Here is a 20,731-nt window from a genome sequence, read left to right on the forward strand (position 1 = left end):
ACGGCCACCTTGTCCGCCGTCGAACCGAGAAGTGAGGAGAAACAGTGTCGTTCGAAGGTGAAGTGGTATTGGTGACCGGCGGTGCCGGTGGCCTCGGTGCCGCGACGGTGCGCAAGGTGCACGCCGAGGGTGCGGCCGTGGTGATCGCCGACCTGAATGACGAGAAGGGCAACGCCCTGGCGACCGAGCTGGGCAACAAGGCCGTCTACGTGCGGACCGATGTGCTCGACGAGGACTCGGTGGAGCACGCGATCGCCGCGGCCGCCGAGCTGGGCACGCTGCGCTACGCGGTGATCGCCCACGGTGGCTTCGGCGTGCTGGAGAAGGTGGTCAACCGGGACGGATCCCCGCACACCCTGAAGGGTTTCACCGACACGATCGCGCTCTATCTGACGGGCACCTACAACGTGCTGCGGCTCGCGGCGGCCGCGATGGCCGAGCTCGAGGCCAAGGCCAACGGTGAACGCGGTTCCGTGGTGATGACCAGCTCGATCGCCGGCTACGAGGGCCAGATCGGCCAGTCCGCCTACGCGGCGGCCAAGGGCGGCGTGATCGGCCTGACGCTGGTCGCCGCTCGCGATCTGAGTGCGGTGGGGATCCGGGTCAACAGCATCGCGCCGGGCACCATGCACACCCCGATCATGGATTTCCTCGGTGAGGAGAAGCTCGCGCAGTTCGCCGCGTCCGTGCCGTTCCCGAAGCGGCTGGGCGCACCGGTGGAATACGCGTTGCTGGCCCAGCACCTGCTCGAGAACCCGTACATCAACGGGGAAGTAGTGCGGATCGACGGCGGTCAGCGCTTCCAGCCGAAGTGAGCTGTGCTGTCACCACGGCCACCCGAAACCGCTACCGCCGCTCCGTGATCCGGAGCGGCGGTAGTGCTGTCAGGAGGGCTGGGGTGTGGTGGCCGCGGCGAGCAGTGCGGCACGGGTGGTCAGTTTGACCCGCGGTCTGCCCGTGGCGGCGCCCACGGCCAGTTCGGCGCGATCGATGGCCGCCCAGCCGTCCCGGTCGATGCGGTCGGGCTGCCTGCGGTCGAGCAGTTCGGTGAGTGCGGCCCGGTCGCCGCTGGGCGACGGCAGGCGCCCCGCGGCGAAGTCGGACAGGATGGCCTCGACCGTCTCCTGCGCGTCGACTCGGTTGGTCCCGATGACGCCCTGCGGACCGCGTTTGATCCAGCCGGTCACATAGACCCGCTCCACCGGTGCGCCGTCTGGTCCGACGACCCGGCCGTGCTCGTTGGGGATCACCCCACGTGCGGGATCGAAGGGCAGACCGGGTTGCGCAGTGCCGCGATAGCCGACCGCGCGCAGTACGAGTCCGGCCGGGAGGGTTTCGGTGCGGTCGGTGGGTTCGGCATGGAGGCGCCCGTCCCGCGCGGTGAGTTCGTTGTGGACCAGCTCGACGGACTCGACCTTGCCGTCCCCGGTCAGTTCGGTCGGGGAGACGAGATAGCGGAAGACGATGCGGCGGTGTCCCGGCGTTGCTGCCGACGTCGAGTACTGCTGTGCCACCGAATATTTCAGCCGCAGCGATGGTTCGGCGGCGGGATCGTCGAGCCGGGCGCGGCTCCCGGGGTCCAGGTCGAGGTCGGTCTCCTCGACGACGATATCGACACCGTCGAGATGACCCAGCGCGAGGAATTCCGGACCCGTGTAGGCCGCCTGGAGCGGACCGCGCCGCCCGATCAGGACGACCTCGGTGATACCGCTTTCCCGCAGGGCCGTGAGCGCGTGCTCGGCGATGTCGGTCCGGCCCGCGAGCAGATCCGGCGGCATCGTCAAGACCCGGGCCACATCCAGGGCGACATTGCCGTTGCCGATGATCACCGCGCGCGGGCCCGACAGGTCGAACACCCGGTCGGCGTAGTCGGGGTGACCGTTGTACCAGGCGACGAACTCCGTGGCGGAATGCGAGCCCGGCAGGTCCTCGCCCGGGATGTCCAGCGCGCGGTCACCGGAGGCGCCGACCGCGTAGAGCACCGCGTGGTGATCGGCGAGCAGCTCCTCGTGCGAGATATGCACGCCCACATCGACATTAAGGTGGAGTCCGACGGCCTCGCGGTCGAGGAGCGGCTCGAACCGGGTCGTCATCGCCTTGGTGCTCCGGTGATCCGGCGCGACTCCGGATCGGAGCAGGCCCCACGGGGTGGGAAGGCGGTCGAAGATCTCGATCTCGGCGGCGGAGCGCCGCAGCAGTTCCTCGGCGGCGTAGCAGGCCGCGGGGCCGGCGCCGACGATGGCGACCCGCAGCGGCCCGAGGTCCTTCGGCAATTGTACAGGTGCGACGGGGCCGGACGCGGGCAGCAGCGGATGCCGCCGGAAGTACGCCGCGTTGATGTCGGCGAATCCGGTCAGCACGTCGGGCAGGTCGTCCTCGGCGAAGACGGCGTCCACCGGGCAGGCGTCGACGCACGCGCCGCAATCGATGCAGGTGTCGGGATCGATGTAGAGCATCTCGGCGGTCGCGAACTCGGGTTCGTCCGGACGTGGCCGGATGCAGTCGACGGGGCAGTCGGCGACGCAACTGGCGTCGTTGCAGCAGCGCTGGGTGATGACGTAGGCCATGGTGTTCCGCTCCTCGGGGCAGGGTGGGGTGAACCGTCGTCGACGGGAGAGAGCGCGGGCCGGAGTCGGCCGGAAAGATACTGTCATTATTACAGTAAGTATTATTGGACGCGAGTCCGCGGAGTGTGTACTGTAATAGCAACAGTATGATCACCCGCCGGTCTGGCCGCCGGGTCGAGCGGATCGGAGACCGGCCGAATGCCCGACGGTGACAGAGCCCTCGCGGGGCGAACGATGATCATGTCCGGCGGCAGCCGCGGCATCGGACTCGAGATCGCCCGGCGCGCGGCCGCGGACGGCGCCAACATCACTCTGATCGCCAAAACCGATCAGCCGCACCCGAGTTTGCCCGGCACCATCCACACCGCCGCCGAGGAGCTCGAGCTGGCGGGCGGCTCCGTGCTGAAGGTGATCGGCGATGTCCGCCGGGACGAGGTCGGCGCGGCGGCCGTCGAGCAGACCGCCGAGCGGTTCGGCGGGATCGACATCGTGGTCAACAACGCGTCCGCGATCGACCTCTCGCGCACCGAGGACCTGTCGATGAAGGCCTACGACCTGATGCAGGACATCAACTGCCGCGGCAGTTTCCTGCTCGCCAAGACGGCGCTGCCGTACCTGCGGAAATCGGCTGCGGCGGGCCGTAATCCGCACATCCTGACGATGTCGCCACCGCTGAACCTCGAACCGCGCTGGGCCGGAGCTCATCTCGGTTACACCATCGCCAAGTACGGTATGTCGCTGGTCACGCTGGGGCTCGCCGAGGAACTGCGCGGCAGCGGCATCCGGGTCGACTCCCTGTGGCCGCGCACGACGATCGCGACCGCGGCGATCCGCAACCGGCCCGGTGGTGCGCAGCGCGTGGCCACCGCGCGGATTCCACAGATCTGCGCCGACGCCGCCTATCTGGTGTTCACCGCGCCCCGTGGCGAGGTGACGGGCCGGTTCCTCATCGACGAGGACGTGCTGGCGGCGCACGGCGTCACCGACTTCGGCCGATACCGGGCGGTGCCGGGCCTGGCTCCGCTCGACAAAGACCTGTTTCTCTGATCGCGCACCGGGTGACGCCGGCAGGACGGAAGGACCCGATCCACGTGACCGACATTCTCCGCCGTGAGCGCGACGACCGTGTCGTGACGCTCACGCTCAATCGGCCCAGCCGCAAGAACGCGATCACCCTGGAACTGTGGGACGCGCTGCGCGGTGCGCTGGACGCGATCGCCCATGAGCCCGGCGTGGGTGCCGTCGTCCTCACCGGGGCGGGCGGCGCCTTCTGCTCGGGCGCGGACGTCGTCGACAGCGATCCCTATGCCGCGCCGTTCCGGAAGCTGCGGGCGATCACCGATGTCGCCCAATACCTGCACGATCTGCCGGTGCCCACCGTCGCGAAGGTGCGCGGCGTCGCGGTCGGCGCGGGCTGGAACCTGGCGTTGGGCTGCGACCTGGTCGTCGCCACACCGGACGCGACGTTCTCCCAGGTGTTCACCCGGCGCGGGCTCTCGATCGACTGCGGGGGCTCGTGGCTGCTGCCCAAGCTCGTCGGCGTCCAGCAGGCCAAGCGGCTCGCGCTGCTCGCGGAGACGATCGACGCGGCCGAAGCGCGCGAACTCGGCCTCCTCACCTGGATCAAGCCCGAGGCGGAGATCGACGAGTTCGTCGACGGGATCGCGCAGCGGCTCGCCGCGGGCCCGCCGATCGCGATCTCGCAGACCAAGGCGTTGCTCAACGAGGGGGTGGACCGATCCCTGCGTGAGGCCCTGGCCGGCGAGTCGCGCGCGCAGGCGGTCAATTTCGCCGTCGAGGATCTGCCCGAGGCCTACGCGGCGTTCGCGCAGAAACGGGAGACGGCGTTCACCGGCCGATGGAATGTCCGTCGGCTCGACGAGCTGGCGTAGCGGTCGGGTCGCTACTCGGTGCCCGCCGCCGCGCGGGTACGGCGAGGGGTGGCAGTCTTGCGGGCCGTCGTGGTCTTCTTCGCCGCGGTGGCCTTCGCGGCGGGTTGCGCGGCCGCCTTCTTTGCCGGGGCCTTCTTCGCTGCGGCTTTCTTGGCCGCGGCCTTCTTCGGGGGCGCGCCGATCAGGCGCACCGCTCGTTCGAGAATGCAGTCGAGCCCGTATTCGAAGTTGTGATCGTCCGGAGCGCCGCTGTGGTGGCCCCTGGCGCCCGCTTCGGCCAGCAGCGGGGTGGTGTCCGGTGCGATCTGCAGGTGTTCGTAGTACGCACCCGGTTCGTCGCCGGATTCCTTGTTCTTGTCGTAGAGCCGCTGCAGAACCACCGAGCCGCGCGTGTGCAGCTGGACCGCGGAATAGGTGTCCACCGCGTCGTCGATCGACATCCCCGCGTCGACCAGATTGGCGACGACCTTCTCGGTCATCACGGCGCCGACCTGTGCCGCACGAGGACTCAGCGCGCCGCGGATGAGGATCAGATCGCACAGGATCGGGTTGCTCAGGAACGTCTTGCGCATGGTGCGCGCGTGGTTGCGCAGGGTGTCCTGCCAGTCGTCGGTCTCGATGAACGGCGCGGCATTCTCGTACTGCTGCAACGCTCGGTCGGTCATCGCGTTGAGGAGTTCGTCCTTCTTGCGGAAATACCAGTAGATGCTGGTGACGCCGACGCCGAGGTGCTTGCCGAGCAGCGGCATGCTCAGGTTGTCCAGCGAGATCTCCTCGGCGAGCTCGAAAGCGCGGTCGAGGATGTCGTCGGGGTTCAGCGAACCCCGCTCGCGCCGGGGGCGCCTGTCCGTGGTTGCTCGTTTCGTCATCTGTGGCCACCTTCGTGGAGTCTTTGGTGTGGGGGCTATATCGGTGCGCGGCCTTTGTTATTTACCACAGTAACCATTACCGATGGAGTTTCCGCTGCCCGGCACGCGGGCGCGCGGCTCGCGGAAATGATTACCTGAATCGAATACAGTAACATTCACGGGATGATATACAGTGAGGCGCGCGGCGCAGGTGCCGCCCTCGGTATGAGATCGTGGTTGTTCGCTCCCGCCGACAGCGAGCGGAAGACGACGAAAGCCGCGGCGAGCCCGGCCGATATCGTGATCCTCGATCTCGAGGACGCGGTGGCCCAGGATCGCAAAACCCACGCTCGCGCCCAGTGCGCCGAATTCCTGGCCGACTGCCCCGCCGCGGACCGGCGACGGCTGTGGGTCCGGGTGAACCCGTTCGACAGCCCGCACACCCTGACCGACCTGGCGGCGGTGCTGCCCGCCCGGCCCGGCGGCATCATGCTGCCCAAAGCCCGCGGCGGCCAGGACCTGCGGACGCTGGACAACTATCTGTCCGCCCTGGAAGTGGCGGGCGGAACACCGCCCGGGCACACCGCGGTCATCGCGCTGGCCCCCGAGACCGCCGAATCGGTCCACACCATGGGGACCTATCGAGGCGCGCCCCGGCTGGCCGCTGTCACCTGGGGTGTCGCCGATCTCGCGGCCGAGATCGGCGCGGCGGCGGCGAGCGGCGCCGACGGACGGTTCGGCCCGGTCCTCGAGACGGCGCGCAGCCTGTGCCTGTTCGGCGCCGCTGCCGCCGGGGCGGTCGCCGTCGACACCATCCACGCCGACTACCGCGACTCCGCCGGGCTGCGGGCGCGCTGCGTCCGTGCCGGGCAGGACGGTTTCGGGGGCATGCTGGCCATCCATCCGGACCAGGTCGAGATCATCAACGACGCGTTCACGCCGACCGAGGACGAACTGGCCGCCGCGCAGGAGATCGTGGATCTGTTCGCCGCCGACCCCGCGGCAGGGGCGATCGGCCATCGCGGTGCCCTGCTCGACCGGCCGCACCTCACCCGGGCCCAGGCGCTGCTCTCGCAGCGGCGCCCGAGCTGACCGGGCCGTCCGGTCGCTCGCGGATCAGGTATCGGCCGCCACGACCGCTGCCTTCCGTAACTCCGCGATGGACGGGTTCGAGAGCCCGATCAGGTCGCGCAGGACCGCGGTGGTGTGCTGACCCAGCGCCGGAGCGATCCGGGCGGGCGGGTGCGTCCCATTGATCGAAACCGGCCCGCCGGGCGCGAGATAGGTGCCGATGCCGGGCTGGTCCAGGGGCGAGAACAGGGGATTGGCGGTGACTTTCGGGTCGGCGGCGACTTCGCCGAAGGTCCGGTAGCGCTCCCACAGCAGGGATGTCCCCGCCAGCCCGGCGGCGATCTGTACGCCGGTGTGGGTCCGGAACCAGGGCGTGAAGAGACCGGTGAGCACCTCGCGATGGCGATAGCGATCTCCTTCGTCGGCGAAGTTCGCCCCCAGCGCGTCGGCGAGCGCGCCGACGACGCGGTCGGTCCCGGTGAGCTGGGTGAGATCCCGGAAGTGCCGGGCGGTCAGTGCCACCACCATGAAGGTCGCGCCGTCGGTTCCGGTGAAATGCCCGCCGAACTGGCCGTAGACGGCATTGCCGAGCCGGGGACGGGTGCGCTCGCACACCATGGCCTCGGTGAGGAACCCGAGGTTGCCCGCGGTGGCCAGCGCGACGTCCTCCAGTGGCAGCGAGATCCGGCTGCCCTCCCCGGTGGCGTCGCGGTGCCGGACCGCGGCGGCGATCGCGAGCGCCGCGTACAGGCCGCAGAGCAGGTCCCACACGGGCACCACATGATTGACCGGTTCGGTGTGGTCGGCCGGTCCGGTGACGAGGGGGAAACCGGTGGCCGCGTTCACGGTGTAGTCGACGGCGGTCGACCCGTCCGCACGGCCGAGGATTTCGAGATGGATCAGATCCGGCCGCAGGGCGGACAGAGCGGCATGGCTGTGCCAATCGCGGCCGGACACATTGGTCAGCAGGATTCCGCCCGCGGGGCCACCGGCCGTGATCAGCCGGCTGATCAGCTGCTGTCCCTCCGGCGATCGGAGATCTGCGGTGACCGAGTGTTTGCCCTTGTTCAGGCCCGTCCAGTAGATGCTGGCGCCGTCATCGGTCAGCGGCCACCGGTGGACATCGGCGGCACCGCCGAGCGGGTCGACCCGGATGACCTCGGCGCCGAGCTGACTCAGGGTCATCCCGGCCAGCGGTGCGGCCACGAAGCTGGAGATCTCGACGACCCGGACCCCGGCCAGGGGCTGTGTCGCGGACCGCTGATCCTCGGTCATCGGCCAGTTCCTTCCGGCTGGGGGGACTGCAGCAGGGTGCGCAGACCACGGATGTCGACCTTGCCGGTCGCGCCGCGCGGTATCCGCTCGGGCGAATCCGTCAGCACCCACACCGTGGGTATCTTGAAGGCGCTCAACGACTCCCGGACCTGGGCGCGCAGCCCGTCCGGCGTGGCCGACCTGTCGCAGACCACGAGCGCGCCCACGCGTGCGCCCTGTTCGCCCGCGACATCGGTCACGCACGCATCGATGACGCCGTCGAGACCGCGCAGCGCCCGCTCCACCTCGCTGGGATACACCGTCGCGCCGCTGACCTTGAACATGTCGTCGGCACGGCCGTGATAGAAGAGGAAACCCCGGTCGTCGACACGGCCGAGGTCACCCGTGCGGTAGAAGCCGTCCGGTGTGATGAATTCGGCGCGCTCGCGCAGGCACATCCCACGCAGCAGGTGAGGTCCGCGCAGTTCGATGACACCCACGCCGCCGGTGGACACCGCGGATCCGGTGTCCTGGTCGGTGATCCGGAGCTGCGTCCCGGCGAACGGCTGTCCGCAGCTGCCCCAGGCCGACGCCGGCATGTCGGTGTGCGCGGGATACCCGCTGTACGGGCCGAACGATTCGGTCATGCCGAACAGGTTGGCGCGAGCGCCGGGTCTGGGCCGTAGATCGGTGGGCAGCAACGCGTCCAGGCTGCCCGGCAGCAGCGTCGTCACGGCGACACCGTCGGTCGCGGCCACCCGGGCAAGGGCCTCGGCCTGCTCGGGCCAGCCCCGGAACAGTGTCACCCCTTCTCTGCGCAACAGCTCGAGGGTGGACTGCGGGTGGGGGACGGCTTCGGTGACGAGGGTGGCACCGGCGAGCAGTGTCGAGAGCACTCCACCGCCGAGGCCACCGACCCAGAAGAACGGCATCGGCAGGTAGAGGCGGGTGCTCGCGTCGATGGCGCGGGCGGACAAGCCGGCCCGGACAGCGCCGAAGGCACTGCCGTGGGAGTGCAGGACTCCCTTGGGCATGCCCCGGCTTCCCGACGTGAACAAGACGGCGAAAGTGTCGGCCGCCGACACGGATTCGGCCAGGGCCGTCGCGATCCGGACCGCCCGGCCGGTCGGCTTCGCGGTCAGGAGCCGATCCGCGGTCCAGATCTGCCTGAGTGCCGGGAGCGACGAATCGGGGGCGACCGCGCCGTCCTGGTGAGCCGGTGGGAGATCGTCGAGATAGTTCCGGCCGCGGAACTCCGGCACCGTCACCACGATCCGGACCGCGGCGACTCGCAGCTGGGCACGCAACTCCGGCGGACGCAGCAGCGTGCTCAACGGGACCAGGGTCGCACCGGTCCTGGTGAGCGCCACAGCGATCCGGACCCAGTCGATGCCGTTGGGCAGCAGCAGCCCCACCCTGGTTCCCTTGCCGACACCGGAATCGACGAGCACGGCGGCGAGTTCTCTTGTCGCCGAATCGAGCTCGCCGTAGGTGAGTCGGTCACCGGGTTCGATCACCGCCGGTACATCGCCGAACCTCTCGGCCCGATCGCGGACGAGCCGGTCCATGGTCGTGGCCGGATGCTCACCCGGGTGCGTCCGCGGCGACGGCTCGATGCCGCGACCCACCGGGTGGATCACGCCGTCGTCGTCGCGATGGACGAGTTCGCCCGTGTGGAACCACTGGTCGGGATCGAAGCACTCCTCACGGCTTCGCCGATGGTAGTTCTGCATGACGAACGGTCCGCGGAAACAGAACTCGCCGACCCTTCCCGGAGCGACCTCGGCGCCGGTATCGGGGTCGAGCACCGCTGTATCGAAGCCCGGCATCGGCTTTCCGCCGGATCGGAGATCGTCCCCGGGCAACAGAACCGAACCGCCCGCTTCGATCGAGCCCGGCCCCTCGGAGCGACCGGCGGGGACCGGCGGGGGACCGGTGACGTCGTGGCATTGCAGCGTCGCGCCGGCGAGTACGGCGGGCAGCAACCCGGACAGGATTCCGGCGGGGGAGGGGAGCGGGTGATCGGTCCGCAGCACGGACGCCGCGGCCGGCCCATGCGCGCGGTTGCGTACCCGATGTCCGCCGAGCAGCGAGCCGTGGGTATGGACGGCACCGGTGAGCGAGTCGGTCGATGGCAGGTACAGCAGGCACAGCGGATCGGCGGCATGGATATCGTCTTCGAGCGCGGCCAGCTGTTCGTCGCCCACGGCGTCGGCCCATCGGTGGACGTCCGGGGCGTACCGTGCCGGTGTCGTGCTGTCGGTGACCACGTGCCGTAACTGTGGTGCCGCCGTGCAATACCACCGCCCTTCGGCATCGAACTCCGTGCCGCGCAGGGCCTCGGACACCACCCTGGCCGCACTGGGCAGGTGGTCTTCCCTTGCCCGCAGAAGGATCCGGACATCACCGTGGGCCAGGAGATTCCGGATCTCGACGGGGCCTACGGAGGCGGGCAGCGGGACGGCGACGGCTCCGATGCGCGCGGCGGCGAGCAGCGCGACGACGAATTCCGCCCCGTCGGGGTACAGCAGGCCGATGTGCACGCCCTTGCCCGCGCCGAGCCCGGCGAGACCTCGGGCAAGCAGCGCTGAACGATGCTCCGCGACACCGAAGGTCAACTGCTCGCCGCCCCGGTCGAGCAGCGGCCGGTCCGGGAACGCTCGCGCGTGCGCGCGCAGCACTCCGCCCAGAGTCGTGAGTTCTGCGCCGGGTGCTCGCCGTGTCGGCTCCACCTCGGTACCGCCTTCCATCCAGGTTCTCCTGTCACGCATGGCCATCCGCGCGGCTAAGGGCTGCTTCGCGTCGCGATGGCCTGCTGGGCGCGGTCGAGCACGGAGGCCAGACCCCATTCGAAGTTGTGGTCGTCGGGTGCGCCGGAGCGGCGCCCTTCCGCCATGGCCGCGGCGAGCAGCGGTGTCGTCTCGGGCTCGATCCGGATCACGTCGTAATACGCGGCGGCCTCGCTGCCCAGCTCCTGGTTCTTGTCGTGCAGGCGCTGGAGCACCACCGATCCCTGGACGTGCAGGTTGACCGCCGAATAGACGGTGAACGCGTCGTCGAGCGACAACCCGGCGCTGACCAGGTTCGCCACGGTCCGCTCCACCTGCTCGGCGCCGAGGCGCGCGGCGTGCTGGCTCAGCGCCGAGCGGATGAGGACCAGGTCGCACAGGATCGGGTTGTCGAGGAAGGTGCGGCGCATGATCCGCGCGTGCCGGGCCAGCGAATCCCGCCAGTTGTGCGGCTCGACCGAGGGAAAGGGCACCGCGTACAGGTAGCGGCGCAGCGCGCGGTCGGTCATCGCGTTGAGCAGATCGTCCTTCTTACGGAAGTACCAGTAGATGCTGGTCACCCCGACGTCGAGGTGTTTGCCCAGCAGGGGCATGCTCAGGCCGTCGACGGTGACCTGCTCGGCCAGTTCGAACGCGCCGTCGATGATGTCCTCCGGATTGAGGGAGCCACGTTCGCGCCGCCGTCGCGGTGTGCTGCCCTGACGGCCGCTCACGCGGTGACTTCCGTGGCGCGGGTGTAGCGCGGTTCGCGCTTCTCCGCGTAGGCGGCGAACGCCTCGAGCACGTCCGGTCCCGCGAGATTGGCGCTCGCCGCCGATGCTTCGGCGTCGAGGGCCTCGGGGAGGGTACGACCGGTGCCGGTGTTGAGCAGGTCCTTGGTCTGCCGGAGTGCCAACGGCGGACCGGCGGCGAGGCGCTGCGCCAGCTCGGTCGCGACGCCGTCGATCGTGTCGGCGGTGTGCAGCCAGGTGACCAAGCCCAGTTCGAGGGCTTGCGTTCCGTCGATCATCTCCGCGAGCAAGGCGAGGCGTTTGGCCTGCTGGAGGCCGACGAGTCGCGGCAGCAGCCAGGAACCACCACAGTCGAGTGACAATGCCCGGCGGGCGAAGATCTGGCAGAACCTCGTCTCCGGCGTCGCGACCACGAGGTCGCAGGCCAGCGCGAGGTTCCAGCCGGCGCCGACGGCGACGCCGCGAACCTTGGCCAGGGTCGGCACCGGCAGTTCGTGCAGCAGGCGCACGGTGTCGTTGATGGTCGCGAGTTCCGCGCGGGGATCGGGGAATTCGTCCATGCCCTCGGCGTCGGCGATATCGGCACCGGCGCAGAATGTTTCGCCCGCACCGGTGAGGACCACCGCGCGGACCGTCTCGTCTCCGGCGATATCGCGCAGTGCCGCCCGCAGCGCGTGCCACAGCGGGAAGCTGATCGCGTTCTTGCGGTGCGGGCGGTTCAGTGTCAGGGTGCGCACCCCGTCGGTCTGGTCGATGAGCAAGGTGGGTTCTGCGGTCACTGGATCGTCCTTTCGTCGTTGTTCCCGGCGGGCCCGAGTGCGCCCCGGCTGCGGAACTCCTCGATCTCGTCCGGCGTGAAACCCGCTCTCGCCAGGACCGTCTCGGTGTGCTCGCCCAGTGCCGGTACCGCCCCCATCGGCGGCTCGAAGCCGGTGATGACCGGTGGTGGCAGCAGTGCGGTGACCGGACCCGCCGGGGTCGGGATGTCACGCCAGCGCCGCCGTGCCGCCAGGTGCGGATGCGTGAGGACCTCGCCGGGAGTCCGGAACCGGGAATTGCCGATACCGGCCGCATCCGCCTGTTCCTGCACGGCATCGGCCTCGTGGCGGCCGCACCAGCGGGCGATCTCCCGGTCGAGTTCGGCGCGCAGCCGCACCCGGTCGGCATTGGTGGCGTAGCGGGGGTCGTCGGCGAGGTCGGGCCGGTCGATCAGGTCGCGGGACAGGCGCTGCCATTCGCGGTCGTTGGTGGTGCCGAGGACGACTGTCGCGCCGTCGGCGGTGCGGTACGCGCCGTAGGGGGCGACCGCGGGCGAACTCATGCCCAACGGCTGCTGGTCGACTCCGGTGTGGCGGGTGTAGGTGAGGTGGTAGCCCATCAGCTCGGCCGCGGTGTCGAACAGGCTCACCGATGCGCTGGTGGGCACGGCGGATCGACCGGCGGGAGCACGTTTGGCGCAGAGCAGCGCGAGGATCGTCAGCGCCGCGTACAGGCCGGAACTCACATCGGCGATGGGTGGTCCGGGCTTCGCCGGCGCGTCCGCCGTACCGGTGACCGCGCAGGTGCCCGACTCGGCCTGGATGAGCAGGTCGTAGGCCCGCTTGTGCGACAGCGGGCCGTCGGCGCCGTAGCCGTCGATCTCCATCACCACCAGCTCCGGGAACTCCGCCGTCAGCTGCTCGGCCGACAACCCCAGGCCGGCCGCCGCGCCCGGTGCGAGGTTGGACACGAAGACATCGGCGGTCCCGAGGATCCGCCACAGGATCGCGCGGCCGTCGGGATCCTTGAGATCCAGCGCGACGGATTCCTTGCCCCGATTGGCCCACACGAAGTGCGCGGCCAGGCCGTGGACGACATCGTCGTAGTGCCGGGCGAAGTCGCCGCCGGCCGGATTCTCGATCTTGATCACCTGGGCACCGAAGTCGGCGAGGACGCGTGTGCACATCGGCGCCGACACGGCCTGCTCCAGCGCGACCACGGTGACCCCGGACAGCGGTCCTTCCGGTCCTGCGTCGGCGGAAATCTGCACAGTTGACCTCGTTTGCGTCGTTCGGGTCGGTGACATCGACCGCGATAGTATCTACTGTAATATATACAGTAGTAGAAACCGCACGGGCTACTGTCGTCAGGTGGCCGTGCGCGTGACGGCGGCGCGAGGATCGGTGAGGCAGAGGTTGTCAGTGATGAAATACGTTCTGGAGTACCCCGGTGAGCGCCCCGGCGCATCGGAGGCGTTTATGCATCCCGCGGTGATCCGCGAACTCACGGTCGCGGCCGAGGAATGCGGATTCGCCGCGGTGGCGCTGAGCGAGCACCCCGCGCCGTCGCTGAAGTGGCGGCACAACGGTGGGCACAACACGCTGGACCCGATCGCGGCGCTGAGCTACATCGCCGGCGTGACCTCGCGGATCCGGCTGCTCACCAACCTCTACGTGCTCCCTTTCCGCAACCCGTATCTCGCCGCGAAGGCGCTGGGAAGTCTCGACATCGTCTCCGGCGGCCGGCTGATCGCCGGTGTCGGAGCCGGATACCTGCGCGCGGAGTTCGCCGCGCTCGGCATCGATCACACCCGGCGGGGCCGCCTGCTCGACGAGTCGCTCGCGGCGATGTGCCGGATCTGGTCCGACCCCGGATCTCCGGTCGCCGGAGAAGGTTTCGGCGCGCCGGGGCCGGTGTGGCTACAGCGTCCGGTTCAGCGGCCCCATCCGCCGCTGTGGATCGGGGGCAACGGCGCCGCCGCCCGGCGCCGGGTCATCCGGCACGGTGCCGGATGGATGCCCATCATCGCGGATCGAGGGATGGCCGCGGCGATGCGCACGACCGCGATCGAGAGTGCCGAGGAGTTCAGCGAAGGTGTCGACGGTTTGCGTCGCGAACTGGCCGCCGCCGGACGTGATCCGGACTCCGTCGACATCCAGATCGTCTGCCCGGTGATCGATTTCGCCGACGGCTCCTCGGTGCGGACCGCGATAGATGTCCTGGAGGACCTCGGGAAGCGCGGCGCCACCTGGGCCGTCGTGCATGCCGACAGCACGAGTCCCGATGCCGCGGCCCGGTCGATCCGGGCGTTCGCGGACTCGGTGATCGCGCGGTAGACGCGCCATGGAAATCGTCACAGCGAACCGAAGATGGAGTGTGTCATGACCGCACAGGTGCCCGCCGAACTCGCGGACCTTCTCCGGCGGCCGATCGTCGGTGTTCTCGGAACGGTCGCGCCACACGGTGCTCCGGATCTGTCGCCGATGCGGTTCAAATGGGACGGTGCGCATCTGCGGATGAGCCATACCATTCCGCGTCGCAAGTTCACCAGCCTGCAGGCGAATCCGAACTACTCGTTCCTGATCACGGATCCGGATGCTCCGTCGCGATGCCTGGAAACCCGAGGGTGGCTGGTCACGGTGCTCGGGGACGAGAAGGGTGAGTTCTATCAGGAGCTGAACGAACTCTACGGTGACGCGGGAGGTGAACTGCCCGACGACGTCTACGACCGTGTCGTGCTGATTCTCGATGTCACCAGGTTCCTGGTCAAATGAGGACGGCCGCCCGCCCCGGCACCGTCGTTCCGGTGCTGGGGCGGGCGGCCTGATGGGGTGGGTCCGCCGAGTCAGTCCAGCGTGACCTTGGCGCCGATCAGTTCGAGCGCGTTGTCCCGCATGACCTTTCGGGTGTCCTCGTAGGAGAACTCCGGGAACTGCGGGATATCCGCGGTGAAGGTGGTCGGATCGGCGAGACCCTCACCGTGCGGCCAGTCGGAGCCGAACAGGATCTTGTCGACGCCGATCGTCTCGGCCAGCAGCTTGACGTCGTCCTCGTAGTACGGGGCGATCCAGACGTGGTTCTTCAGCTGCTCGACCGGGTCCTCCGTGAAGTGGTACGGCGCGGTGTTCGCCGCCTTCTTCAGGCGCTTGATCAGGCGGTGGACGAAGTATGACCCGTTCTCGATGCTCGCGACCTTGAGCTTCGGGTGCCGGGTGAAGACCTGGTGGACGATCATCGAGGCGATGGTGTCGTGGATCGCCCGGTCGTCCAGGAGGATCTGATCCAGCGGATCCTTCTTGCCGAACCCCTCGAATTGGGCCTTGCCGCCCCACAGTGCGTTGATCGCGAGGTACCCGCTGTCGGACAGGTGGAAGCCGACCGGCACCCCGGCCTCGGCCAAGCGGGCCCACACCGCGTCGTGCAGCGGGTCGCCCAGCGATCGTGGGTGCGTGACGCCGGGCACCGGCGCCGGGCGGACCAGGACCATCTTGGCTCCCCGGCTCAGCACGAACTCGACCTCTTCGATCGCGGCCACCGGGTCGGCGAGCGAAATGATCGGCGCCGCGATGATCCGATGGTCGGGCCGGTCGAATCCCCAGTCCTCGTCGAGCCACAGGTTGAAGGCGTGCAGGGAAGCCATCGTCGCGGGGATGTCGTGCTTGAGTGCTTCCTCCACCCCGCAGGCGAAGGTGGGCAGCATGAAGACGGTCTCGAGCTTCTGCCGGTCCAGGACCGGTACGCGGGCGTCGCGCTGCTGGTACTCCGGGTGGTCGGCCAGGCGGTCGACTTTCATCAACGAGGCGGGATCGACGCCGTCCGGGATCTCACCGCGGAACAGCAGATCGAGGCAGCCGGGTTCGATGATGGGGTCGAACGTCGGGTTGGGGACGAAGTGATTGACCTTCCCGCCCATGATCGCGAGGGTGCGCTTGCCGTCCTGGACCATCTGCACTCCGCGCTGCCGGAATTCCTTGGGCAGGTGGCGGGTGAACGCGTCCAATGATTCGTAGTAGTGGTTGTCGACGTCGATGGCGAGATAGTCCAGCGTTGTCATTCCCTGTCCCTTCGTTGCGGATACCGCCGTCGAGGCCTCGTAGCAGACCGCCGGAGACGCTGCGGTGGGTCATACTGTATCGCTTCCAGTATTGCATTTAGAACATCGGATGACGAGGTTTCCGGTCGCACGGCGGCAGCGGCTGTCGATCGGGCTAATCGCGCGGCCGACCGGGTGCCGCCGGATCGGGTGGGGCGGGCGGTGATCGCTACTCGTGGTGATCCGGGGTCGCGTGGTGGTGGTTCGGCGGCGGCGTGAGATCGTCGACCACCACCAGATTCCCGCCGGATCGTTTGGCCCGGTACATCGCAGCGTCGGCGGATTGCAGCAGCCGGTCCGGCGTCGGGCTCGGGCACTGTGCGCACAGCGTCGCGTCGAAGACGGCCACGCCGACGCTCGCGGTGACCACCACACCGGACGCCGGCGGTTCGGCGACCACTCGGCACAACCGCTCGGCCTCGATTCGAGCGGCCGCTGCGGCGATCGGGGCGGCCACGACGAATTCCTCTCCGCCGGTGCGTGCCACCACCGCCAGTTCCCCGGCGGCGTCGCGCAAGCGGTGCGCGGTTCGTTCCAGGACGGTGTCGCCGATGCCGTGTCCCCAGGTGTCGTTGACGTTCTTGAACCGGTCGAGGTCGAAACAGATGACACAGATCGCGGGATTGCGGTCCATCAGTTGCGGCAGCCGGTTCTCCAGGCCTCGGCGGTTGAGCAGTTCGGTCAGTGGGTCCGACAGCGACTCGGAGCGTAGTAGCCAGTAGAGGAGCTGGTACGCGGGCATCGCGCCGGCCACCGACGCGAGGAGGAGTGCGACCGCGACCGCCAGATGAACATCGCCGCCGCCGGTGGCGATGCGCACCGACAACACCAGTACCGACAGCACCGACCAGGCCGAGTGCACGGCCAGTGCCCGCGCACTGTGGAAGAAGCTCAGGTAGCTGCCGGTGACCAGGAACAGGACCGTGCCCATCGCCCCGAACAGCCGATCCTGCAACTGCAGGAATTCGACCGTGAACAGCACGTCGGCACAGGCGATCAACAACAGCGACTCGGTCCGGTTCGGCCACGGCAGCAGCCACCAGCGCACCGCCCACAGCGTCCCGGACAGCACGCCGATCGTCGAGGCGATACCGGGATCGCCGGGCGGACCTACCGGGGTTCCGGCGATCACCGCGCCCATCACCGCGATTGCCGCTCCAGCCCCGCCGATCAGCACTTTGAGGGGCCCCAGAGCCGAGCGAGCCGCCAGGGTGCAGACCAGCCATCGGTAGTCGACCGGGTCCTTCCACCAGGCGCGCAGCATGTCGCCGCCCGTCATCGCCCCACCCTGGGTCCCCGACCGCGTTGCCGACTGTCGCTCGCGCCGTTTGGGAGAAGTCCGGAAATCCCACCAGCTCATCGGCAGTAGTCTAGGTCGCACCCGTTCATGCCCGACGCGTGCGTGTGTGTCGCAGCCCACGATCGACGTGTCGGGCGGAGGGCTTCGCCGCTGCGGCGCGCGGTTCGCTCGATCCCGCGGTCACGTCACGCCGGAAAGCGACTCGACCGACGTCGGTGTCGACCGGGCGGGCGCGGGGTGCCGCGGTCCGTCGGGCTCGCGACTCCCTGGCCGCCCATGCACGGCGAAGGACTCAGTTGCTGAGGCGATCCCAGGCCTGTCGGATGGTCGGACCGGTGGGGAGCGCGTGCCGGTTCAGCTCGCTTCGCAGAGCCAGGAAGTGTGCTTCCGCGCCCGGTGCCGTCACCGCGGTGACGAGGCCGGCGGCCTCCATCGCCAGTCCGGTGCCGAGCGGACGTGAGCCCGCGTCGTATACGGCGCGCTTGATCTCCCGGTTGACCAGTGCGGAGCGATCCGCCAACCGCTGCGCCGTGGTCAGTGCTTCGGTGAGCAGTTGATCTGGTGCGACGACCCGGTGGACCAGGCCGATCGCGGCGGCTTCGTCCGGGGAGAGGCGGCGGCCCTCCAGCAGGAGTTCGGCGGCGCGCGCGGTGCCGACCATCCGGACCAGCCGTTGCGTACCACCGGCGCCGCCGAGCATCGCCACCGCGCTTTCCGGCAGCCCGATGACGTGGTCGCCCTGCGCCGCCAGGCGGATGTCGCAGGCCAGCGCGAAGACACAGCCGAAACCCAACGCCGTGCCGTTGAGCGCGGCGATGAAGACGGTGTCCATGCGGTTCATCCGCACGAAGGACGCGCTGGTGCGGGGGAGGAACATCAGTGCGCCTGCGCGCGTGCGGCGGAGCAGTCGGTCGAGTAGGCGGCTGCGCCGCGCGAGATCGGCGACGGTGACGAGTGCCCGTGCCGGGCGATAGGGGATCGCCAGCGGTGTCAGGCGTGCACCGCGGAGCAACTCCTCGATCGACAGGTGGGTGAAGGCGGTGTCCTGTCCGGTGAACACGACCGCGCCGACGGTGTCGTCGCGCTGCACCCAGCGGGTGAGCTGGTCGAGTTCGACGCTGGTCTGTTCGTCGAAGAAGTGATGGGGCGGGTTGTTGAAGCGGGCGATCACCACCCGGCCGATCCGTTCGGTCAGGAACCTGGGCGTGACCTGCCCCTGGTCGTTGCTGCTCAGCGCTGGAGTCTGCTGGTGGTGCGCGAGTTGATGTCCGGCCCAAGCGCTACTCGGATCTGGCCGCGGCGCTGGTCGGCATCGGCACCAGCATGCTCGCCTCCCGGATGCGGTATCTCGAGGTGGATGGGATCGTCGCCCGCCGTCATCTGCCGCCGCCCGCGGCGTCGCTGGTGTACGAACTGACACCCGCGGGCCGGGAGCTCGCCGAGGCGATGACGCCGCTGGCCATGTGGGGTGTGCGTTACCGTCTCGGCGCGCCCCGGTTGCCGGAACAGACCTTGCGGGCGGAGTGGAGTCTGGTCTTTCTCGCCGAACTGATGGACCGTGACGCGCTCGCCGGCGTGCGCGCGACGATCGAATTCCGGGTCGACGAGTCGATCGCGCAGATGCGGCTGGCCGATGGGCACGTCGAGGTCCGGCCGGGTGAGGCGATCGGTGAGGCGGACGCGGTGGTGACGACGGACGTCGTGACACTGGCGGCGATCGGGGCCGCGCGGCTCTCCGCCGTCGACGCGATCGCCGCGGAACGTGTTGTCCTGGACGGTGATCCGTCGGTGCTGCAGGTGCTGCTGGCGGCGCTGCCGTCCGCCCTCGTCAACGGGGAGGCGGGCGGCAACAGTTCCGCTGCCGCCCCCGCTGGCGAGCTGAAAGCTATGTGATGTCGAAGGGGTCGGATCGTCGAGGATCTAGGAGGGGATGATGGACGTTATGAACGGCCTCGCGTGGGGACGGATCGCGCTGGGTGTCGTGTCGCTGGTGGCACCGCGCAGGTCGGCCGGATCTCCGGGCTGACGGACGGTTCCCGGTCGACGAGCTCGCCCGGGAACCACCGGCTACGGAGCAGGCAGGAGCTCGTCGCCGTAGATCTCGAGGCAGCGCAGGGCCAGTTCGATATGGACCCGGCGGCGCTCGATCTGGTGACCCATGCGACGCTCGGCCTGGTGGAGCCGGTAGCGGATGGTGTTCGCGTGCACGCCGAGCAGGTCCGCCGTCGCCGCGATACTGCCTCCGGCGTAGAGGAATTCGCGCACCGTATCGCGAAGCCGGGCGACCGGCTCGCTGCGCTCGGTGAGTTCGCCGAGTTCGCGCTCGACGAGCGCGCGCACGGCATCGATGTTCCCGTCGCCGGTGAGCAGGCACACCAGGTCGACGTCCTGATAGGCGGTCACGGTGGCGGCGTGCGAGGCCGTGGTCGCGATCCGCTGTGCGGCACGTGCTTCCAGATGACTGCGGCGGAAGCCGTCGACGCCGGGACTCGGAATGCCGACCGCGACATGGGTGTGCGTGGTCGGCGGCGCCGGGAGATGGCCGGTCTCCGGGCGGTGCGGTGTCCCCACCCAGGCCCACATGCCGTGGGTGCCGCTGCTGATCAGCAGCGGCGGTGGTGCGCCGAGCCAGTCGGCGAGGTGCGTCGCGTGTTCGCGAAGCAGGTGCGTTGCCTGCCGGGCGGGCACCTCGCCGTCGGTCCAGAGCACGAGCGCTGTCTGGAAATCGTCCATCGGGTGACCGAGATCGTCGGGCGAGTCGGCGGTCGGCGCCGGCTCGCCGTGCAGGATGGCCTGGACGGTCGCGGTGCGGTGGGCATCGGAGTCGTGGATGCGGTGCTCGCGCTCGTTCAGGTACGCGGCGACGATGTCGTCGAGACAGCTGTCGAGCCACAGGGTGCTGCGTTCCCAGAAGGTGACCAGGACGACCCCGCGCAGCTCGGAATCGGGAATCTGCTCGTTCAGTACGTGAGTGATGTACCGCCACAACCCGCGCTGGGCGGCACGATATGTCTTGAGCAGGATGTCCACGCCGTAGCCGCGGCGCGCCACTGTCCGCGCGCCGTCCACGGCCTCGGTGGGCGGCCGTGCCTCGAACCGGGTGTGCCCGACGACGGTGAGGAAGCTCAGCCAGTGCGCCCGGGTGGCCGCCCTGACCTCCCCGCGGAGTTCGGCGTCGGCGAGGAAGTGCGGAAACGTCTCCTGGATCGCGGAATCGACGGTGGACAGGATCGTCTCGCTCGCGGGTTCGGACCGCATCCGCAGTGCGAACCCGGTCAGCCAATCGAGGGCTGTCGCCTGGTCCGCCACGGCGGCGCGGATCGGTTCCGGCACGCGGGGGCGCGCTGTCCTCACTGCGCCGCGGCGTGGTCGAGCCGAGGCGCCTGTCCGGTGGGTGTGGATGTGCTGTCGGGAGTAGCGGATGCCG

At 69.3% G+C, this 20,731-nt stretch carries 18 protein-coding genes and 1 pseudogene; 7 read left to right on the forward strand and 12 right to left on the reverse strand.

Annotation, left to right across the window (positions count from 1 at the left end):
- The first annotated feature begins 44 nt into the window (after positions 1-44).
- The gene (locus AB0L91_RS18115; protein ID WP_365011431.1) at positions 45-815 is read left to right on the forward strand and encodes an SDR family NAD(P)-dependent oxidoreductase; all 771 of its coding nucleotides are present in this window, start codon (positions 45-47) and stop codon (positions 813-815) included.
- A gap of 69 nt (positions 816-884) precedes the next feature.
- Here AB0L91_RS18115 and AB0L91_RS18120 read toward each other — a convergent pair whose 3' ends face one another.
- Entirely contained in the window at positions 885-2,567 is a 1,683-nt protein-coding gene (locus AB0L91_RS18120) for an FAD-dependent oxidoreductase (protein WP_365011432.1), read from the reverse strand.
- A gap of 198 nt (positions 2,568-2,765) precedes the next feature.
- Between AB0L91_RS18120 and AB0L91_RS18125 the strand changes: the two genes are divergently transcribed.
- Both AB0L91_RS18125 and AB0L91_RS18130 read left to right on the forward strand, forming a co-directional pair.
- Positions 2,766-3,614 carry an NAD(P)-dependent oxidoreductase gene (locus AB0L91_RS18125; RefSeq protein ID WP_365011433.1) on the forward strand — a complete coding sequence of 283 codons (849 nt, stop codon included), beginning with the start codon at positions 2,766-2,768 and terminating at the stop codon, positions 3,612-3,614.
- Positions 3,615-3,658: 44 nt separating this feature from the next.
- On the forward strand, positions 3,659-4,459 hold the full coding sequence (locus tag AB0L91_RS18130) for an enoyl-CoA hydratase-related protein (protein ID WP_365011434.1): 801 nt from the start codon (positions 3,659-3,661) through the stop codon (positions 4,457-4,459).
- An 11-nt stretch (positions 4,460-4,470) separates the two neighbouring features.
- On the opposite strand, the gene AB0L91_RS18135 is transcribed toward AB0L91_RS18130, so the two are convergent.
- Positions 4,471-5,328, reverse strand: a complete 858-nt coding sequence (locus AB0L91_RS18135) for a TetR/AcrR family transcriptional regulator C-terminal domain-containing protein (RefSeq protein WP_365011435.1) — start codon at positions 5,326-5,328, stop codon at positions 4,471-4,473.
- Positions 5,329-5,532: 204 nt separating this feature from the next.
- Here AB0L91_RS18135 and AB0L91_RS18140 point away from each other — a divergent pair, with 204 nt between their 5' ends.
- Positions 5,533-6,399 carry a CoA ester lyase gene (locus AB0L91_RS18140; protein ID WP_365011436.1) on the forward strand — a complete coding sequence of 289 codons (867 nt, stop codon included), beginning with the start codon at positions 5,533-5,535 and terminating at the stop codon, positions 6,397-6,399.
- A 24-nt stretch (positions 6,400-6,423) separates the two neighbouring features.
- Here the strand turns inward: AB0L91_RS18140 and AB0L91_RS18145 are convergent, their stop codons facing one another.
- The 6 genes and pseudogenes from AB0L91_RS18145 to AB0L91_RS18170 form a co-directional block, all read right to left on the reverse strand.
- Positions 6,424-7,653, reverse strand: a complete 1,230-nt coding sequence (locus AB0L91_RS18145) for a CoA transferase (protein WP_365011438.1) — start codon at positions 7,651-7,653, stop codon at positions 6,424-6,426.
- Positions 7,650-9,200, reverse strand: coding sequence for a class I adenylate-forming enzyme family protein (locus AB0L91_RS18150; protein WP_365013610.1), 1,551 nt, complete (start codon positions 9,198-9,200; stop codon positions 7,650-7,652). The genes AB0L91_RS18145 and AB0L91_RS18150 overlap by 4 nt, the downstream gene beginning before the upstream one ends.
- Before the next feature lie 162 nt (positions 9,201-9,362).
- Positions 9,363-10,481, reverse strand: a pseudogene (locus tag AB0L91_RS18155) (AMP-binding protein); the annotation flags it as partial.
- Positions 10,418-11,134, reverse strand: coding sequence for a TetR/AcrR family transcriptional regulator C-terminal domain-containing protein (locus tag AB0L91_RS18160; RefSeq protein WP_365011439.1), 717 nt, complete (start codon positions 11,132-11,134; stop codon positions 10,418-10,420). The gene AB0L91_RS18160 and the pseudogene AB0L91_RS18155, both read right to left, overlap by 64 nt.
- A complete protein-coding gene (locus AB0L91_RS18165) occupies positions 11,131-11,931 on the reverse strand; it encodes an enoyl-CoA hydratase-related protein (protein ID WP_365011441.1) in 801 nt (266 codons plus the stop codon). The genes AB0L91_RS18160 and AB0L91_RS18165 overlap by 4 nt, the downstream gene beginning before the upstream one ends.
- Entirely contained in the window at positions 11,928-13,181 is a 1,254-nt protein-coding gene (locus AB0L91_RS18170; protein WP_365011443.1) for a CaiB/BaiF CoA-transferase family protein, read from the reverse strand. Before AB0L91_RS18170 ends, AB0L91_RS18165 begins: the two co-directional genes overlap by 4 nt.
- Before the next feature lie 154 nt (positions 13,182-13,335).
- On the opposite strand from AB0L91_RS18170, the gene AB0L91_RS18175 reads away from it, so the two are divergent.
- Both AB0L91_RS18175 and AB0L91_RS18180 read left to right on the forward strand, forming a co-directional pair.
- Positions 13,336-14,247, forward strand: coding sequence for a TIGR03619 family F420-dependent LLM class oxidoreductase (locus AB0L91_RS18175; protein WP_365011445.1), 912 nt, complete (start codon positions 13,336-13,338; stop codon positions 14,245-14,247).
- A 57-nt stretch (positions 14,248-14,304) separates the two neighbouring features.
- The gene (locus AB0L91_RS18180; RefSeq protein ID WP_365011446.1) at positions 14,305-14,685 is read left to right on the forward strand and encodes a pyridoxamine 5'-phosphate oxidase family protein; all 381 of its coding nucleotides are present in this window, start codon (positions 14,305-14,307) and stop codon (positions 14,683-14,685) included.
- A 71-nt stretch (positions 14,686-14,756) separates the two neighbouring features.
- Here the strand turns inward: AB0L91_RS18180 and AB0L91_RS18185 are convergent, their stop codons facing one another.
- The 3 genes from AB0L91_RS18185 to AB0L91_RS18195 all read right to left on the reverse strand — a co-directional run bounded on the left by AB0L91_RS18185 (position 14,757) and on the right by AB0L91_RS18195 (position 18,478).
- The gene (locus AB0L91_RS18185; protein ID WP_357347430.1) at positions 14,757-15,965 is read right to left on the reverse strand and encodes an amidohydrolase family protein; all 1,209 of its coding nucleotides are present in this window, start codon (positions 15,963-15,965) and stop codon (positions 14,757-14,759) included.
- Positions 15,966-16,173: 208 nt separating this feature from the next.
- On the reverse strand, positions 16,174-17,424 hold the full coding sequence (locus AB0L91_RS18190) for a GGDEF domain-containing protein (RefSeq protein WP_365011448.1): 1,251 nt from the start codon (positions 17,422-17,424) through the stop codon (positions 16,174-16,176).
- Between the two features lie 172 nt (positions 17,425-17,596).
- On the reverse strand, positions 17,597-18,478 hold the full coding sequence (locus tag AB0L91_RS18195) for an enoyl-CoA hydratase-related protein (RefSeq protein WP_365011450.1): 882 nt from the start codon (positions 18,476-18,478) through the stop codon (positions 17,597-17,599).
- A 62-nt stretch (positions 18,479-18,540) separates the two neighbouring features.
- Between AB0L91_RS18195 and AB0L91_RS18200 the strand changes: the two genes are divergently transcribed.
- Entirely contained in the window at positions 18,541-19,197 is a 657-nt protein-coding gene (locus tag AB0L91_RS18200) for a winged helix-turn-helix transcriptional regulator (RefSeq protein WP_365013612.1), read from the forward strand.
- 174 nt (positions 19,198-19,371) lie between these two features.
- Here the strand turns inward: AB0L91_RS18200 and AB0L91_RS18205 are convergent, their stop codons facing one another.
- Positions 19,372-20,637, reverse strand: coding sequence for a helix-turn-helix domain-containing protein (locus AB0L91_RS18205; protein ID WP_365011451.1), 1,266 nt, complete (start codon positions 20,635-20,637; stop codon positions 19,372-19,374).
- Positions 20,638-20,731: the final 94 nt, after the last annotated feature.

The sequence above is a fragment of the Nocardia sp. NPDC051833 genome (assembly GCF_040681225.1).
Taxonomy (GTDB): Bacteria; Actinomycetota; Actinomycetes; order Mycobacteriales; family Mycobacteriaceae; genus Nocardia.

What these genes read in the sequence shown, in the direction of transcription:
- AB0L91_RS18185 (WP_357347430.1), bottom strand. Translation starts at nt 15,965, where the DNA reads ATGACAACGCTGGACTATCTCGCCATCGACGTCGACAACCACTACTAC.
- AB0L91_RS18135 (WP_365011435.1), bottom strand. Translation starts at nt 5,328, where the DNA reads ATGACGAAACGAGCAACCACGGACAGGCGCCCCCGGCGCGAGCGGGGT.
- AB0L91_RS18175 (WP_365011445.1), top strand. Translation starts at nt 13,336, where the DNA reads ATGAAATACGTTCTGGAGTACCCCGGTGAGCGCCCCGGCGCATCGGAG.
- AB0L91_RS18120 (WP_365011432.1), bottom strand. Translation starts at nt 2,567, where the DNA reads ATGGCCTACGTCATCACCCAGCGCTGCTGCAACGACGCCAGTTGCGTC.
- AB0L91_RS18145 (WP_365011438.1), bottom strand. Translation starts at nt 7,653, where the DNA reads ATGACCGAGGATCAGCGGTCCGCGACACAGCCCCTGGCCGGGGTCCGG.
- AB0L91_RS18140 (WP_365011436.1), top strand. Translation starts at nt 5,533, where the DNA reads ATGAGATCGTGGTTGTTCGCTCCCGCCGACAGCGAGCGGAAGACGACG.
- AB0L91_RS18150 (WP_365013610.1), bottom strand. Translation starts at nt 9,200, where the DNA reads ATGGACCGGCTCGTCCGCGATCGGGCCGAGAGGTTCGGCGATGTACCG.
- AB0L91_RS18125 (WP_365011433.1), top strand. Translation starts at nt 2,766, where the DNA reads ATGCCCGACGGTGACAGAGCCCTCGCGGGGCGAACGATGATCATGTCC.